Origin of the sequence: Paracoccus sp. P2, from assembly GCF_046335115.1 — a bacterium.
Taxonomy (GTDB): Bacteria; Pseudomonadota; Alphaproteobacteria; order Rhodobacterales; family Rhodobacteraceae; genus Paracoccus; species Paracoccus pantotrophus.
Map to the genome: position 1 here is coordinate 15590 of NZ_JBGOSN010000045.1, position 15512 is coordinate 31101.

Annotated in this window: 16 protein-coding genes; 4 read left to right on the forward strand and 12 right to left on the reverse strand. The window is 64.7% G+C overall.

Translation table 11 applies throughout. From position 1 onward, the window contains the following. The first annotated feature begins 6 nt into the window (after positions 1 to 6). From ACDP63_RS20015 to ACDP63_RS20030, 4 genes are all read left to right on the forward strand, one after another. Positions 7 to 609, forward strand: coding sequence for a dimethylsulfonioproprionate lyase family protein (locus ACDP63_RS20015; RefSeq protein WP_409928558.1), 603 nt, complete (start codon positions 7 to 9; stop codon positions 607 to 609). Between the two features lie 178 nt (positions 610 to 787). After that, positions 788 to 2434, forward strand: a complete 1647-nt coding sequence (locus ACDP63_RS20020; protein WP_409928559.1) for an electron transfer flavoprotein-ubiquinone oxidoreductase — start codon at positions 788 to 790, stop codon at positions 2432 to 2434. 87 nt (positions 2435 to 2521) lie between these two features. Continuing rightward, positions 2522 to 3436, forward strand: a complete 915-nt coding sequence (locus tag ACDP63_RS20025; RefSeq protein WP_409928560.1) for a LysR family transcriptional regulator — start codon at positions 2522 to 2524, stop codon at positions 3434 to 3436. Between the two features lie 48 nt (positions 3437 to 3484). Then, positions 3485 to 4248, forward strand: a protein-coding gene (locus tag ACDP63_RS20030; protein WP_409928561.1) for an IS5 family transposase whose coding sequence is annotated in 2 segments (ribosomal slippage) — positions 3485 to 3812 and positions 3812 to 4248 — 765 coding nt in all. Because the reading frame shifts where the segments join, the coding sequence is not laid out codon by codon here. Positions 4249 to 4267: 19 nt separating this feature from the next. Here the strand turns inward: ACDP63_RS20030 and ACDP63_RS20035 are convergent. The 12 genes from ACDP63_RS20035 to ACDP63_RS20090 all read right to left on the reverse strand — a co-directional run bounded on the left by ACDP63_RS20035 (position 4268) and on the right by ACDP63_RS20090 (position 15086). Continuing rightward, complete coding sequence (locus ACDP63_RS20035) at positions 4268 to 4513, reverse strand: DUF2274 domain-containing protein (protein ID WP_409928562.1); 246 nt, start codon at positions 4511 to 4513, stop codon at positions 4268 to 4270. A gap of 2 nt (positions 4514 to 4515) precedes the next feature. Beyond that, positions 4516 to 5658: a TrbI/VirB10 family protein gene (locus tag ACDP63_RS20040; protein WP_409928563.1), complete on the reverse strand. Its 1143-nt coding sequence runs from the start codon at positions 5656 to 5658 to the stop codon at positions 4516 to 4518. Next, the gene (trbG, locus tag ACDP63_RS20045) at positions 5655 to 6665 is read right to left on the reverse strand and encodes a P-type conjugative transfer protein TrbG (RefSeq protein ID WP_409928564.1); all 1011 of its coding nucleotides are present in this window, start codon (positions 6663 to 6665) and stop codon (positions 5655 to 5657) included. Before trbG ends, ACDP63_RS20040 begins: the two co-directional genes overlap by 4 nt. Positions 6666 to 6697: 32 nt before the next feature. Next, the gene (trbF, locus tag ACDP63_RS20050; protein ID WP_409928565.1) at positions 6698 to 7387 is read right to left on the reverse strand and encodes a conjugal transfer protein TrbF; all 690 of its coding nucleotides are present in this window, start codon (positions 7385 to 7387) and stop codon (positions 6698 to 6700) included. After that, a complete protein-coding gene (gene trbL / locus ACDP63_RS20055) occupies positions 7384 to 8736 on the reverse strand; it encodes a P-type conjugative transfer protein TrbL (protein WP_409928566.1) in 1353 nt (450 codons plus the stop codon). The genes trbF and trbL overlap by 4 nt, the downstream gene beginning before the upstream one ends. Before the next feature lie 6 nt (positions 8737 to 8742). Continuing rightward, a complete protein-coding gene (trbK-alt, locus tag ACDP63_RS20060) occupies positions 8743 to 9030 on the reverse strand; it encodes a putative entry exclusion protein TrbK-alt (RefSeq protein ID WP_409928567.1) in 288 nt (95 codons plus the stop codon). Positions 9031 to 9050: 20 nt separating this feature from the next. Further along, a complete protein-coding gene (gene trbJ / locus ACDP63_RS20065) occupies positions 9051 to 9821 on the reverse strand; it encodes a P-type conjugative transfer protein TrbJ (protein WP_409928568.1) in 771 nt (256 codons plus the stop codon). After that, a complete protein-coding gene (gene trbE, locus ACDP63_RS20070; protein WP_409928569.1) occupies positions 9818 to 12379 on the reverse strand; it encodes a conjugal transfer protein TrbE in 2562 nt (853 codons plus the stop codon). Before trbE ends, trbJ begins: the two co-directional genes overlap by 4 nt. A gap of 9 nt (positions 12380 to 12388) precedes the next feature. Beyond that, the gene (locus tag ACDP63_RS20075; RefSeq protein WP_409928570.1) at positions 12389 to 12670 is read right to left on the reverse strand and encodes a VirB3 family type IV secretion system protein; all 282 of its coding nucleotides are present in this window, start codon (positions 12668 to 12670) and stop codon (positions 12389 to 12391) included. After that, positions 12670 to 13002, reverse strand: coding sequence for a TrbC/VirB2 family protein (locus ACDP63_RS20080; RefSeq protein ID WP_409928571.1), 333 nt, complete (start codon positions 13000 to 13002; stop codon positions 12670 to 12672). Before ACDP63_RS20080 ends, ACDP63_RS20075 begins: the two co-directional genes overlap by 1 nt. Then, the gene (gene trbB, locus ACDP63_RS20085) at positions 12999 to 13982 is read right to left on the reverse strand and encodes a P-type conjugative transfer ATPase TrbB (protein ID WP_409928572.1); all 984 of its coding nucleotides are present in this window, start codon (positions 13980 to 13982) and stop codon (positions 12999 to 13001) included. Before trbB ends, ACDP63_RS20080 begins: the two co-directional genes overlap by 4 nt. Before the next feature lie 186 nt (positions 13983 to 14168). After that, positions 14169 to 15086 carry a LysR family transcriptional regulator gene (locus tag ACDP63_RS20090; protein WP_409928573.1) on the reverse strand — a complete coding sequence of 306 codons (918 nt, stop codon included), beginning with the start codon at positions 15084 to 15086 and terminating at the stop codon, positions 14169 to 14171. Between the last annotated feature and the right edge of the window lie 426 nt (positions 15087 to 15512).

The window sequence follows — 15512 nt, forward strand, 5'->3', positions numbered from 1 at the left end:
ACTTCGATGAGTAACAGAAACGCTGCTCTCCAAACGCTTCTCGATAATCTTGAAGCTTCAATTGCTGCCAGCGGTGTACCGGAGGAAATTCGGGGCGACCTCGATTCAGCTTTCCGTGGGTTGGAGCAACCGACGCCGTCTAGCCCTTCGCATGCTCCCTTTCAAGTCGAGGCCTGCAAATATCTTCCGCATGCCTTGGAGATTTCCACGCAGACGGACATCGAGACAGTCCGATCTGTCGCGGTCGCCTTCAAGGAAATCGCACCGGCTTTGTTCTGGACGCGCCGGAAGGGAACGGAAAATACGGGCGATTTCTTTAAGGGGCATGCCAACGCAATTCTCATTGGGCCCGGGGGGTTGGAAGAGCGCGATGATATCTGGTTGGGCGTCAGTCTTATGGCACCCCAGATTGTGTATCCCGTTCATACACATCCCCCTGAGGAAATGTATCTCGTGATGTCGGACGGGGATTGGTTTCAGCACGGCGAAGGCTGGGTGACACCTGGGATCGGTGGAACGGTTTATAATCCGGGCGGCATAGAGCATACGATGCGCGCCAAATCGGATCCGTTGCTTGCGTTCTGGCTTCTGTGGGGCGGTAGGCATTGAGTTGGCGAATTTCCCTTCCAGTACGCCAGTAAGGATCTCATGAGAGGCGTTTTCGACGTGGCAACTCAACGAGCTTGGAAGTCTGACCTTTTTATTCACTTCCCCGACCGTTCCTCTCCTCGTCGGGGCAGGACGGGACCCCGCCACCTCCCCGGGGTTCCGTCCAAGAGAACGAGCCATGTCTGAGATCACCCGCGAATCCATGGAATACGATGTCGTGATCGTCGGCGGCGGTCCCGCGGGGCTGTCCGCAGCGATCCGGCTGAAGCAGGTGAACCCGGAACTCTCCGTCGTGCTCTTGGAAAAGGGCTCGGAGATCGGCGCGCATATACTGTCGGGCGCGGTGCTGGACACCTCGGGCCTCGACCGGCTGATCCCGGACTGGAACGAAAAGGGCGCCCCCATCAGCACCGAGGTGCATGGGGACAATTTCTACATCCTCGGCGAGCAGGGCCAGATCCGGGTCCCGAACTGGCCGATGCCGCCGCTGATGTCGAACCACGGCAAATACATCGTCAGCATGGGCAACGTCTGCCGCTGGCTGGCCGAACAGGCCGAGGCGCTGGAGGTCGAGATCTTCCCCGGCATGGCCTGCTCGCAGCTGGTCTACGAGGGCGACCGCGTCGTCGGCGTCGTCGCCGGCGAGATGGGGCTCGACGCCGACGGCACCCCCGGCCCGGCCTACGAGCCCGGCATGGAGCTGCGCGGCAAATACGTCCTGATCGCCGAAGGCGTGCGCGGTAGCCTCGCCAAGGAACTGATCGGCAAATACGACCTCTCCAAGGGCCACGAGCCGCAGAAATTCGGCATCGGCATGAAGGAGATCTGGGAGATCGACCCCGCCAAGGCCAAGCCCGGCACCGTCACCCACACCATGGGCTGGCCCCTGGGCAGCAATGCCGGCGGCGGCAGCTTCATCTATCACCTCGAAGGCAACCAGGTGCTGGTCGGCTTCGTCGTGCACCTGAACTACAAGAACCCCTATCTCTATCCCTACATGGAGTTCCAGCGCTTCAAGCACCACCCGATGGTCGCGGAGCTTCTGGAAGGCGGCAAGCGCGTGGCTTACGGCGCCCGCGCGATCTCCGAGGGCGGCTGGCAGTCGATCCCGAAGCTGACCGTGCCCGGCGCGGCGCTGCTGGGCTGCTCGGCCGGGCTGGTGAACGTGCCGCGGATCAAGGGCAACCACAACGCCATGCTCTCGGGCATCGCCGCGGCCGAGGCGGCGGCGGCGGCCATCGCCGCCGGCCGCGCGGGCGACGAGCTGACCGATTACGAGGCCGAGGTGCGCCAGGGCGCCATCGCCCGCGACCTGAAGCCGGTGCGCAACGTCAAGCCGGTCTGGTCGAAGCTGGGGCTGTGGCCCTCGCTGGCGCTGGGGGGCTTCGACATGTGGGTGGCGAACCTGACCGGCTGGAACCCGCTGGGGACGTGGAAGCACGGCAAGACCGACGCCGAGGCCACCGGCAAGGCGGCCGATTTCCAGCCCATCGACTACCCCAGGCCGGACGGCAAGCTCTCGTTCGACCGCCTCACCAACGTGGCGTTTTCCTTCACCAACCACGAGGAAAGCCAGCCCTGCCACCTGAAGCTGAAGGACCCCGCGATCCCGATTTCGGTAAACCTGCCGGTCTATGCGGAACCGGCGCAGCGATACTGCCCGGCCGGGGTCTATGAGGTGCTGGAGGGGCCCGAGGGTCCGAAGTTCCAGATCAACTTCCAGAACTGCGTGCATTGCAAGACCTGCGACATCAAGGATCCGTCGCAGAACATCGTCTGGACCACCCCGCAGGGCGGCGACGGGCCGAACTATCCGAATATGTAGGCCGTCAGCGGGATTTTAGATCGGGAAAGAAAACAAAAAGAGGGAACGTGAAGAGTGGTGAGGTAAGGATACGAGAGGGGAAATATCATGCCAGAGATCGCCTTTGATCTGCGATATTTGCGATATGCGATTCTGGTCGCACAACACGGAAGCTTCAGCAAGGCCGGTGAGAGTCTTAATCTTTCGCACACAACTGTGAATCGCCGAGTCGGGCTGTTGGAGCGCGTACTTGGAGTGCCATTGTTCGACCGAGACCATACCGGAGTCCGATTGACACCGGCTGGTCAGCGGTTCATCCAGGACGCGACGGTGGGCGCAAATCTCCTGTCGGATGCAATAAGAGACCTCAGAGAATTTCATCGGGCATCAGATGGAGTGATCAGAGTTGGGTTGATGTCGTCGCTTGCGGACGGCTTTCTCGCCGATCTGCTGAGGGACTTCCGATCCCGCTTCCCGGAGGCAGAGATCAAGGTCGAGGAAATGTCCTCGGATTGCGCCAAGATCGGCCTGTTGTGCAACCGGGTCGATGTCGCCTTCCTGCCCAATGTCGCGGAGGTTCCGGGCTGCAAGACGGTCGAGTTGTGGGAGGAGCAGGTGCTCTGTGCCCTGCCCAAGGGCCATCCGCTGAACGACCGCAAAACCTTGCGCTGGGAAGACATCGCCGGCGAGGTGTTTCTTGTCCCGTCGGGAGGCACCGGTGCGGAACTCGACGTCTATTTTCTCGGCAAGTTGTCGGGCGGACAGGACGATATTCGCATGTCGATGCAGTCGGTCGGTCGGGAAAACCTGCTCAACTTGGTGTCAGACGGGTTCGGCGTGGCGTTGCTGCTGTCCTCGGCAACCCAGCAGCGGCACGAGGAAGTCGTGTTCATTCCCCTGGCGGAGCTTCAGGAGCCGGTCCGATTCAGTGCGGTCTGGTCGCAAACCAATGCGAATCCGGTCGCGCAGCGGCTCCTCGAAATGGCCCGCAGGAAAGCCGGGAAGTCGCGGACCGGCAATTAGGGCGTGTTAACACTACCCTGCGAACGGTATGCATGTTATTTTTTTGAAATGAATGAGATAAATGAAGCACAATACGAGTTGATCCGCCCATATCTGCCTGTCCAGCGCGGCAATGTGCGGATCTCCAACCTGACGATGATCAATGCGGTGCTCAATATCGCCGAAAACGGCTGCAAATGGCGGGCCTTGCCTCCCCGGTTCGGAAACTGGCATACGATCTACACCCGCCTGCGCCGTTGGGCGGAGGCGGGCGTGCTTGACCGGCTGTTCGCGGCTTTGCAGGAACATCGGCTGATCCGGATCCGGGTCGAATGTCTCGGCCTTGACAGCACCTCGGTCAAAGTTCACCCGGATGGGACCGGGGCGCCCAAAAAAAGGGGCCGCAAGCCATCGGGAAATCTCGCGGAGGATGGAATACCAAGGTTCATCTGGTTGCCGCGGATGCTCGAACAGCCCTGATATTCAGCCTTTCCGGCGGTCAGGCGCATGATGCACCGGAGGGGCGGGCCTTGTTGCGGAACTGGAAAAGGCCGCATGCGGGCGTGCCGATGCTGATGGACCGTGCCTATGAAGGCGATGAGACCCGCCAACTTGTTCTGGACCTGGGGCTCGAGCCGGTCGTGCCACCCAAAGCAAACCGCAAGAAACCGTGGGAATATGATCGCGAACTCTACAAGCGCCGCAACGAGGTGGAGCGGCTGTTTCGCAGGCTGAAGGGCTTTCGGCGTATTTTCTCCCGTTTCGAGAAGCTCGACATCATGTTCAGAGCCTTCCTCAACTTCGTTCTCATTGTCGACATGCTCAAGTGTTAACACGCCCTAGACTGATCGCTCAGGACGTTTCCCCGGCCGACTTGGCCGGTCTGGCTCGCCTCGCCTTCGCGAACCCGCGATCCGTGGCGACGAAGCGCTCCAGCATCGGCACGACGAGCCTCGCGGGCTCCACCGGCGGCCCGCCGGTTTCACGCCCCAGAATTTGCCCATAGGCGACAAGATCCCGAAACAGCGCCGCGGGCAATTCCACGGTCAGTTTAACCGGCTTGTCGTCGGCGATGGGTCCGAGCTTCAGCTTCACCATGATCAACCTCCTTGCGGGGCCAGGACCAAGTCCTTCGTAACGAGAATTCTGATCGGGAATCCCTGCCGGATGGTCAGGGTCGGCGCGACCTGCAACTGGCGCTCGACGATCTGCTGTCCGGCATCGGCGATGGTGTCGCCGGCGCCCTTACGGATGGCGCGGACCAGGGGGTCGTCATCCTCGCTGCCGATTTCCGTGCCGATGGCGAGGATTGTCGAGAGTCCGGCGGCCTTGGCCATCTCCGCCCAGTGATAGTCGACCCCGTCCTCGAGCCCGGCAAAGCCCTGCGCATCTGCGCCGGGCAGGCGTTCCAGCACCAGCGAACGGCCGTCGGGAAAGATCAGCCTGTTCCAGACCAGCAGCACCCGGCGCTGGCCGAAACTGACCGCATCGCTGTATTCGCCGACGACCCGCGTGCCCTGCGGGATCAGCAGGTAGCGGCCCGAGGGGCTATCATAGACGTTTTCGGTGACCTGGGCCACGATCTGGCCGGGCAGGTCGGAGCGGATGCCGGTGATCAAAGCGGCGGGAATGACCGCCCCGGCCTGCAGCAGGTAGGGCGAGGCCGGTGCCGTGACGCGCTCGGCCGATACCGGCTGGCGGTCCGGTGCGGCGTTCAGGAAGGCTTGTCGCGGGTTCTGGGCTATGGGTGAAGCGACCATACCGTCTGTGCCGGTGCCTGCCATGCCGGGTTGCCCAGCCACTTGCGCGGCTCCCGCAGTCTGTGACGTCTCGAAGAACAGCTGGCTGACCCGGGCGGCCTCTTCCTCGGCAAGGCGGCGTTGCTCGTCCGGATCGGCCGCGGGCGGCGTGATCGCCGGGGACAGGATGGGCTCGCCCCGGTTCTGCACCTCTAGAATGGGCTTGCCGAGATCGCCGGGCAAAGGCGGGCCGAGGATGGGTCCACTATAGTCGCGGGGCAGGTCCGCCAGCCCGTCGGCGGTGGCGCGGTTCTCGGTGGAAAACAGTTCCTCGCCATCTTGGTTGCGGTCGCGCGGCTGCAGGGCATAGATCAATGCCCCGCCGATCGCCAGCGAGGCGATCAGGCCGAAGGCAGTAAGGGCCTTGCGCGAAAGCCGGGTCACCTTCGGTGGCTCGGCGCGCAGGCGCATCGGCGCGGTGGTGTCGGAGGATTTGCCGGTCATGTTCTGTCTCCAGCCGCCTTCACCTGCGGAGGTGCGTGCCCGTCCGTCGTCTGGCGGGGCGCGATCCGCAGGATCCGCACCACCTGCTGGCGCTGGCCTGACCCGAGGCGCAGTTCGGCGGCGGCGAAGATCCGGTCGACGATCAGCACATTGCCATGGCTGCGGCTGTTGACGATCTGCGCCGCGCCATCGGGGCCGATGACGAAGATCGGCGGCATCTCTCCCTGGACGATGCCGCGCGGGAAGACGACATAGGTGCGGCGGCCGTCGTCGAAGACCGAAACCGGCCGCCAGGGCGGGCTGACACCTTCGATCTGCAATCCGTAACGATAATTGCGCGCGGCGGCCGCCGGCATGATCGGCGCAGCGACGGTTGGTTGTCGCTTGCCGCCGGGCTGTGCGGGATAGGTCCAGGAGACAGAGGGCATGTAGAGCGCCTCGCGCGCCCGCAATTCGATCATGTAGACCCGCCGGTCGGTGCTGATCACCAGGTTGGTCGAGATGTCCTCGCGGGTCGGCTTGACGAAGACGTGGACGCGGCGGGATGCGCCGCTGCCGCTCTCGGTGTCGCCGATGATCCAGCGCGCGGTGTCGCCGGCGGCGATCGATCCCTCGCCGCTCAGCGTCTCGCCGTGCTCCAGCGCGATATCGGTGATCTGGCCCGGCGCCGCATAGACCTGATAGAGCGCGCCCTCGGACCAGGGATAGACCTGGATGGCATTGTAATAGCCCTCGCGGCGCGGCTCCACGCGGGCGGCGGCATTGGCATTGGTGACCCGGCCCTCGGGCGTCCCGGCGGCCCCGCCGCCGCGCGCCGGGGTCCAGCCGGGTGGCACATGCAGCGGTTTCGGGACCGGATCGGCCGGAACGGTGGCAGGAGGTGACGGCAGGGGCGGGACATCGTCGTCATAGCTGAACTGCGGCGTCTTGGTCGTGGCACAGCCGGAAACCGTTGCCACAAACAACAGGGCCAGGAGGATTGCTGGTTTGTGGGATGTTCCCGTCATGTCGCGGGCTGGTGGTTCAAAGCGCATTGTGGTCATTGCGACATCTCCCGTGACCAGTTGACGGCGTTGACATAGATGCCGAGCGGATTGGCGCGTAGCGCCTCGACGGTTCGCTGCGTCTGGATCACCACGGTCAGGATCGCGGTCCAGCGTTCGGTGGCCGACAGCTGGCCGTTCTCGTAGTGCCGCTCGGTCCAGGCGACGCGGAACGAATCCGGGGAGGCGCGGATGACCGAGGACACCTCGACAGCGATCTGCTGGCGGCCGACCCTGGTGAACGGATCGTTGGTGCGGGCATATTCGTTCAGGGCGGCCGCACCACGGTCGGTGGTGAACTCATAGGCCCGGAGCCAGTTCTGGCGTACGACGATGGGATCGGCCGGGATCGACCGGACCTGCTCGACGAAGCGGCCGAGATGCCAGGCGATCTGCGGATCGCCGGGCCGGTAATCGGCAGAAGCAGGCGCGACGGCCTGTGCCTGGCCGAGATCGTCGACCTGCACTACCCAGGGCACCACGGTGCTGCGCGCCGATTGCCAGACCAGTGCGGAAGCAAAACCGGCGGCCAGAAGCAGGCAGGCGAAGGCCATCAGCCGCCAGTTGCGTGCCTGCACGCGCGCCGAGCCGATGCGCTCGTCCCAGACCTGCGCGGCCTTCTGATAGGGGGTTTCGGGTTCGGGCGTCTTGCCGTAATGGGTCGCGGGGCGTCGAAAAATGTTCATCGGCGGGTTCTTTCGGAAAGATTGATCGAGGCACCGCCGGCATGGTTGTCGCCGGAGCGGATGGCATGGCCGGCGATGGACAGGCCACGGCTCAGCGTCTGTCCCTGGCGCATTTTTTGGGCCCATTGGGGCGTACCATCGGTCCGGGAGGCATCTGCGCTACCAGCACTGCCCTCGGCGGTGCCCATGGTGGAGGTGCCGCCGGTGGTCACAAAACTGCCCTTGGCGCCGGATGCGTAACTGGACTTGATGCCACCCGCGGCCTTGCCGAGCATGCGGCGCAGCGGCGAGATCACCGCCGATCCCGTGGCGCTGGCGACGCCGCCCATGCCGGACGCGACGCCACCGGCGCCGGAATGACCCATGGCGCCGAGCCGGTAGGCGGTCGAGGCCGCGCCTGCCGCCGCCGCGCCGGTGCGAACGGTGGCTGCGCCGCCGGACAGCGCCATGCCGCCGGCGCGGGCCGCCAGCATGGTGCCGCCGCCCGCGGCCATGGCGGCGCCGCCGATGGCGAGGCCGGTGCCGACGGCGGCGCCTGCGCCGAGCTGCGGCCCGCCGGAGACGAGCCCGGTGGCGATGCCGGGGCCGAAGATGCCGAGACCAAGCAGCGACAGTGCCGCCAGCACGATGGCCATGGCGTCGTCGACGGTGGGCGCAACGCCGCCGAAGCCCGCTGTGAATTGCGAGAACAGCGTCGAGCCGATGCCGATGATCACCGCCAGGACCAGGACCTTGATACCGCTGGAGACGACATTGCCGAGCACGCGTTCGGCCATGAACGCCGTCTTTCCCAACAATCCGAAGGGGATGAGCACGAAACCGGCGAGCGTGGTCAGCTTGAACTCGATCAGGGTGACGAAGAGCTGCACGGCGAGGATGAAGAAGGCGAGGATGACCAGCGCCCAGGCGAAGAACAGGCAGAGGATCTGGATCAGATTCTCGAAGACCGCAACCCAGCCCATCAGGTCGGAGATCGATTCCAGCAGCGGCCGCCCGGCATCGAGCCCGGTCTGGGCGACGCGGCCGGGACGCATGAGATCCGCCGCAGTGAAGCCGGTGCCGGATCCCATGAGGCCGAGCCCGGCGAACGACTCAAAAACGATGCGGGCGAGGGTATTCCAGTTGGTGATCAGCCAGGCGAAGACGCCGACGAAGATGGTCTTCTTGACCAGCCGGGCGACGATGTCGTCCTCGGCACCCCAGGCCCAGAACAGGGCGGCGAGCGTCACGTCGATCACGATCAGGGTGGTGGCGATGAAAGCCACCTCGCCGCCGAGCAACCCGAAGCCCGAGTCGATATAGCTGGTGAAGACCGCAAGGAAGTTGTCGATGACCCCGGAGCCGCCCATGTGCCTCTACTCCTCGCGGCTGGGGGTCGTGGTGGACTGCGCCGGTGCCCGCCCGAGGAAACGGTCGCGGGTTTCGCCCCAGATGCGCAGGCAGTAGGCATCATTGGCCGCAGCCTCGCCCATCCGCTGGCAGCGGCGCTGACCCTCGCGCAGCGGATCCTCCTGCCGCGCAGGTGCCTCGCTCCCCGGCAGCGGCGGCAGATCGCCGCTCCGTTCCATCCGGATCAGCGTCACGGTCATGACGATCGCCAGAAACAGGATGGCAATGAGCTTGGCCATCGCTTTTCGTCCCATGAGAAGGCCTCCTCGGGGCTTCAGTCGTTGAACATCCGGGCATTGCTGGGCTGGTAGCCGGTGCCGGGCGTCAGGAACCGCTGGCGCTGGATGCGGCCCTGTTCGGCCGCCGCCGCGCGCTCGGCCTCGACCAGCGCCTCGGCGCGCCCGGTGGCGGCGAGGAGCGCCGTCAGGTCGGAGAGCTGCTGCGATTGCAGGGCCAGCAGCTGATTGCCCGCCTGGCTGGCCTGCAAGGCACCAGTGGCGCCCTGGCTTTGCTCGACCAGCGTGGCCATCTCGGCCCGCTGCGCCTCGATATTGCCGGTAACGCCGGCCTGAACGCGCATGGTGTCCTGCAGCCCGCCCATGGTGTTGCTCCAGCGGGTGCGGGCGTCGGTCAGCAGTTGCTGCTCCGACATGGACAGGTCCGGCGTGCCGTATTCCCGCTCGAACGCCTGATCGACCTCTTGCACCTCGAAAGCGATGTTCCGGGCCTCGTCGAGCAGTCGCTGGGTGCGGCTGACATTCTGCTGGAGCTGCTGCAGCGAGCTATGCGGCAGGCTGGCGAGATTGCGCGCCTGGTTGATCAGCATCCGGGCTTCGTTTTCCAACTGGAGGACCTGGTTGTCGATCTGCTCCAGCGTCCGCGCCGCCGTCAGCAGGGTCTCGGCGTGGTTCCTCGGGTCGTAGACGATGCGCCAGGCATGGGCCGGGCTGGTCAGCATCGGCGTCAGCGTGACGGGTAAGGCCAGGGCCAGCGCAAGCATGGAGGTGCTGGCCATCCGGGAGATCGTTGGCATCCTGCGCGTCATGGGGTCGTCTCCTTTTCTTCCGTTTCTGAATGGGAGGTGACCGGTTCGGCGTCGCTCACCGCCATCCCGCCTTCATCAGGCTGAGTTCCCGAACCGGATGGCTCGATTGGGGGTATGCCGGGCGTCTCGGGCACTAGATTGGCGAGGTCCGGGATCAGGTCGGCCGCCCAGTCGACGCCGCGCGCCTTGAGCCAGGCGGGAAGGAAACCGTCGTGGCCATGCTCGGCGAGGATCTGACCGATCAGCGTCTGATCGGATTTGGCGGATGCGGCGCAGAGGGCGAGGCCGACCTCGGAAAGCCCCAGCTCGAACAGCCGGTTGCCCCTGCGGCTTTGGCAATAATAGTTCCGCTTCGGCATGGCACGGGCGAGGATCTCGATCTGCCGGTCGTTGAGGCCGAAACGGCGATAGATGGCGGTGATCTGCGGTTCCACGGCACGCTCGTTCGGCAAGAGCAGCCGGGTCGGGCAGGACTCGATGATCGCCGGTGCGATGGCGGAATTGTCGATGTCGCTGAGCGACTGCGTGGCGAAGACCACGCTGGCGTTCTTCTTCCGCAGGGTCTTCAGCCATTCCCGCAGCTGTTCGGCGAAGGCGTCGTCGTCCAGCGCCAGCCAGCCCTCGTCGATGATCAGCAGCGTGGGTCGTCCATCGAGACGGTCGCCGATGCGATGGAACAGGTAGGACAGGACCGCGGGTGCTGCGCCGGTGCCGACCAGCCCCTCGATCTCGAAGGCCTGCACATCGGCCGAGCCCAGTTGCTCCGCTTCGGCGTCCAGAAGGCGGCCATAGGGTCCACCGACGCAATAGGGCCGCAGCGCCTGTTTCAGATCGTTGGCTTGCAGCAGCACTGCAAACCCGGTGATGGTGCGCTCCCCGACCGGCGCCGAAGCCAGTGACGTCAGCGCCGTCCAGATGTACTCTTTCACTTCGGGCGTGATTTCGACGGCCTCGCGCCGGAGGATGGCTACGAGCCAATCCGCCGCCCAGGCGCGCTCGGCGGTCTCGTGGATTCGGGCCAGCGGTTGCAGCGAGACCGACGCTTCGTCATCCGCACTCAACTCCCCACCAAGGTCGTGCCAGTCTCCGCTCATGGCCAGCGCGGCGGCGCGGATGCTGCCGCCAAAATCGAAGGCGAAGACCTGTGATCCTGCGTAGCGCCGGAATTGTAGTGCCATCAGCGCCAGCAGCACGCTCTTGCCTGCCCCGGTCGGCCCGACGACCAGCGTATGACCGACATCGCCGACATGCAGCGAGAAGCGGAACGGCGTCGACCCCTCGGTGCGTCCGTAAAGCAGCGGCGGGGCGTCGAAATGCATATCTCGCGCTTCTCCCGCCCAGACCGCCGAAAGCGGGATCATATGGGCGAGATTCAAGGTGCTGATGGGCGGCTGCCGGACATTGGCATAGGCATGGCCGGGCAGCGAGCCGAGCCAGGCGTCGACCGCATTCACCGTCTCGATCATGGCGGTGAAGTCGCGGCCCTGAACGATCTTTTCGACCAGCCGCAGCTTCTCGTCGGCGACGCGGGCGTCCGCGTCCCAGACGGTGATCGTCGCGGTGACATAAGCCATGCCCGCAACATCGGCGCCGAGTTCCTGCAGGGCCATATCGGCATCGGCGGCCTTGTTGGCGGCATCGGTGTCCACCAGAGCGGATGGTTCGCTGGTCATCACCTCTTTCAGGATCGCGGCGATGGACTTGCGTTTGGCGAACCATTGCCGCCTGATCTTGGTCAGCAGCCGGGCGGCGTCCGGCTTGTCGATCAGGATTGCGCGCGTCGACCAGCGATAGGGAAAGGCGATCCGGTTCAGATCGTCGAGAATGCCGGGCGTCGTCGCGGTCGGAAAACCGTTCAGGGTCAGGATGCGAAGATGCTGCGCGCCGAGCCGCGGCTCCAACCCGCCGGTGAGCGGCTGGTCGGCCAGCAGCGCGTCGAGATGCATCGGCACTTCGGGCACGCGCACCCGCTGCCGGTTGGTCGAGATCGTGGAATGCAGGTAGGTTAGCGTCTCGGCATCGTCGAGCCAGCGGCATTCCGGCATGAAGCCGTCGAGCAGCGCCAGCACCCGGTCGGTGCGGTCGATGAAGCCGTGCAGGATATCGCGCGCATTGACACCCGACTGCTCGCGTCCCTCGTAGAGCCAGCTTTCGGCGCGGGCGGCATCCTCGGCGGGAGGCAGCCAGAGGAAGGTCAGGAAATATGCGGAGATGAAATGCGTGCCCTGTTCTTCGAAGCCTGCCTTGCGCTCTGCATCGACCAGCGCCGAGGCCGGATCGGGAAACAGGCTCTCGGGATAGGAGGAATCCTCCCGGCGCTGCGCTTCGACGAAGATGGCCCAGCCCGAGCCGAGCCGGCGAAATGCATTGTTCAGCCGTCCGGCGACCGCAACGAGTTCGGCGGCGACGGCGGAATCCAGATCGGGACCGCGAAAGCGTGCCGTGCGCTGGAACGAACCATCCTTGTTCAGCACCACGCCGGGAGAAACCAGCGCTGCCCAAGGCAGGAAGTCGGCGAGGCGGCTGGCGGTGCGGCGGTATTCGGCGAGATTCATCATGAATCGTCCTCACACCGAGAGATGGCCGGGCAGGCGCAGATGTTGCCGCCCGACCTCGACGAAGAGCGGATCGCGTTTTGCGGCCCAGACAGCGGCCAGATGCCCGACCGCCCAGATCAGCAGGCCAGGCAACCAGAGCTGCAGCCCGAGACCGACCGCTCCGGCCAGCGTGCCGTTCAGGATGGCAATAGCGCGCGGCGCCCCGCCGAGTAGGATCGGCTCGGTCAGGGCGCGATGCACCGGCACGCTAAAGCCCGGCACCGCGTCCAGTTGCTCGAACGTCACCGACATCACACCAGCGCCCCGCCGCCGAAGCTGAAGAAGGACAGGAAGAAGCTGGACGCGGCAAAAGCGATGGAGATGCCGAAGACGATCTGGATCAGCCGCCGGAAGCCGCCGCCGGTATCGCCGAAGGCCAGGGTCAGGCCGGTGACGATGATGATGATCACCGCGACGATGCGGGCGACCGGCCCCTCGACCGATTGCAGGATGCTGGTCAGCGGTGCCTCCCAGGGCATCGAGGAGCCGGCGGCATGGGCGGCCGGCGTCATGAACAGACTAACATAGGCAGCGGTTGCCGACATCGTGGCCTGATGACGGATGCGCAAGGCATGACGGATCATTCGGAATCTCCTGTATTGGGCGGTGTGATTGGGGCGATACGGTAGTCGCCGTCCGGCCCCAGCCCGTCGATGCGGACGAGTTCGACGAGACGGCGCGCAGGACCGCGCCCGGACAGGACGGCAACGATGTCGATGGTTTCCGCGATCATGGCGCGCGGTACGGTGACGACGGCTTCCTGGATCAACTGTTCGAGGCGGTGTAGGGCGCCAAGACTGGATCCGGCATGGATGGTGCCGATGCCGCCGGGATGGCCGGTCCCCCAGGCCTTGAGCAGGTCGAGCGCCTCGGCGCCGCGCACCTCGCCGATCGGGATGCGGTCGGGGCGCAGGCGCAGCGAGGACCGGACCAGATCGGAGAGCGTCGCCACGCCGTCCTTGGTGCGCATGGCGACAAGGTTGGGCGCCGCGCATTGCAGTTCGCGGGTGTCCTCGATGATGACGACGCGATCCTGCGTCTTCGCGACCTCGGCCAGCAGCGCATTGGTCAGCGTGGTCTTGCCGGTCGAGGTGCCGCCAGCGACGAGGATATTGGCGCGGGTCGCGACTGCGAGCCGCAACGCCTCGGCCTGCATCCGGCTCATGATGCCGATGTCGACGTAATCGTTGAGGCTGAATACGGCGACGGCAGGTTTGCGGATGGCGAAGGCCGGGGCCGAGACCACCGGCGGCAGAAGACCCTCGAAGCGTTCGCCGGTCTCCGGCAGTTCGGCCGAAACGCGCGGGGAGCGTGTGTGGACCTCGACACCGACGTGATGCGCGACCAAGCGCACGATCCGTTCGCCATCGGCGGGAGAGAGCCGCTCGCCCGTGTCGCTCAGCCCCTCGGAAAGCCGGTCGATCCAGAGCCGCCCGTCGGGGTTGAGCATGACCTCGATAATGGCGGGATCTTCCAGAAACCGGGCGATGGCAGGTCCGAGCGCGGTGCGGAGCATGCGGGCGCCGCGCCGGATCGCTTCAGGTTTCTGGTGAGCAGCCGCCATCTCGTCCTCGTTCCGTCACGGGCACCCGCGACGGGCGGCCCTGGATCGGGGACAAGTAGAAGAGACAGAAAACCGGCGCTGGCAACAAGGGAAACCGGGTCGGCGTACCGGGGCGCAGGAAAAGAAAGGAAAGGGACGGTTCGGCTGGGAGCGTATCTTCAGCAGCGCAAGACTAACGCTCAGCCGTCACCCGGGGTGACCGCTTCCCGCTTTGGCGCGTGCCTGCGCCTGATTGATCAGGTTCTTCAACGGGACGCTTTGATTCTTGCTCAGGCAGACGGCGCTGAACGAGGTGAATTCGGGTGGATCGCCGATCGGCAGAAAACAGACGCCGGCATGCTGGCTGTGCATGGAGGAAGAAAGGACCAATGCGACGCCGCATCCATGGCCGACAAGGCTGAGCAGGTTTTCGCGCCCGACATCATGGGTGGAGATTTTCGGAGAAGGACCGGACTTGGACAGCTTTTCCAGATAGCGCTGATCCAGCTCCGCGCCGGCGTTTCCGGATGGCACAAGGAAACGCTCAGCACGCAGTTCCTCCCACGTTACGTTGGATGAGTTCGACAGGTGGTGCCCCTCGGGAACCGCAAGGTGTACTCGTTCCTGCCAGAGATCGATCACCATGCAACCGGCGATATCGTCCGTCCGAGGAAGGAATGCCAGGTCGAGATGGCCCCAGAGCACCCCTGTGACGCCTGACTCCGAGGTGATTTCGCTGATTTCGAACTCGACTTCAGGATATTTTGCATGGAACGCGTTCAGTAATTCGGCAAGGAAACCGCCGGACAGGGAGGTCATGACGCCAATGCGGAGAACCCCTGTCGCACCTTTCTGGAAATTCCGGGCGCTGTCGACCGCCCGAAGGAGGGTGCTCATGCCGCGTTCGGCATCCTCTACGAACTTGGCCCCGGCCGGGGTGAGATGGGCTCCCGTCGCGTCGCGCTCGAAGAGCCCGAATCCCAGCCTTCGTTCCAGAAGGCTGACGCGACGGTTCACGGTGGTGTGGGAAAGATCGAGGCTTTCCGCCACCGCGCTGAAGCTGCCGAGGCGCGCGACGAGGATTGCGTAGTGGAGAAAGCGGAGATCAAGGGCGAGGTCTGGCATGGGAACTCTTTGTATCAGGGTTTACGTGATACTCGGACGCAATGTTGAGGCGGCTGGGCTTGCTGCATTCAAGATATGATTGGGACCGTTTCGTCGGATTGGGTTGGTGTCGGAGAAGGCTTGATAGTTCTTTGCGTTCTGTGGTGGGAGTTAATCCAGCTGGTGTCCAACATTTTTAACTCCCCCGATGGCGGGCGCGTAGTAGAGAGTTCTTTAGTGCCCATATTAACGTAGCCCTGAGCGCGATTTTCGGAGTGCGGGGGCGTTGCAATTAACCCCCCCGACACCCCTTCGATCAATCCATGGCCTTGAAGTTCAGGGCAACGCCGTCCTTGATGCCCGAGAACCACCGTGCGGTGACGGTCTTGGTCTTGGTGTAGAAGCGGAAGGCGTCGGGGCCATACTGGTTCAGATCGCCGAAACCAG

Coding starts and splice junctions, on each gene's coding strand:
- ACDP63_RS20015 (WP_409928558.1), top strand. CDS start 7: ATGAGTAACAGAAACGCTGCTCTCCAAACGCTTCTCGATAATCTTGAA.
- ACDP63_RS20020 (WP_409928559.1), top strand. CDS start 788: ATGTCTGAGATCACCCGCGAATCCATGGAATACGATGTCGTGATCGTC.
- ACDP63_RS20025 (WP_409928560.1), top strand. CDS start 2,522: ATGCCAGAGATCGCCTTTGATCTGCGATATTTGCGATATGCGATTCTG.
- ACDP63_RS20035 (WP_409928562.1), bottom strand. CDS start 4,513: ATGGTGAAGCTGAAGCTCGGACCCATCGCCGACGACAAGCCGGTTAAA.
- ACDP63_RS20040 (WP_409928563.1), bottom strand. CDS start 5,658: ATGACCGGCAAATCCTCCGACACCACCGCGCCGATGCGCCTGCGCGCC.
- trbG (WP_409928564.1), bottom strand. CDS start 6,665: ATGACGGGAACATCCCACAAACCAGCAATCCTCCTGGCCCTGTTGTTT.
- trbF (WP_409928565.1), bottom strand. CDS start 7,387: ATGAACATTTTTCGACGCCCCGCGACCCATTACGGCAAGACGCCCGAA.
- trbL (WP_409928566.1), bottom strand. CDS start 8,736: ATGGGCGGCTCCGGGGTCATCGACAACTTCCTTGCGGTCTTCACCAGC.
- trbK-alt (WP_409928567.1), bottom strand. CDS start 9,030: ATGGGACGAAAAGCGATGGCCAAGCTCATTGCCATCCTGTTTCTGGCG.
- trbJ (WP_409928568.1), bottom strand. CDS start 9,821: ATGACGCGCAGGATGCCAACGATCTCCCGGATGGCCAGCACCTCCATG.
- trbE (WP_409928569.1), bottom strand. CDS start 12,379: ATGATGAATCTCGCCGAATACCGCCGCACCGCCAGCCGCCTCGCCGAC.
- ACDP63_RS20075 (WP_409928570.1), bottom strand. CDS start 12,670: ATGTCGGTGACGTTCGAGCAACTGGACGCGGTGCCGGGCTTTAGCGTG.
- ACDP63_RS20080 (WP_409928571.1), bottom strand. CDS start 13,002: ATGATCCGTCATGCCTTGCGCATCCGTCATCAGGCCACGATGTCGGCA.
- trbB (WP_409928572.1), bottom strand. CDS start 13,982: ATGGCGGCTGCTCACCAGAAACCTGAAGCGATCCGGCGCGGCGCCCGC.
- ACDP63_RS20090 (WP_409928573.1), bottom strand. CDS start 15,086: ATGCCAGACCTCGCCCTTGATCTCCGCTTTCTCCACTACGCAATCCTC.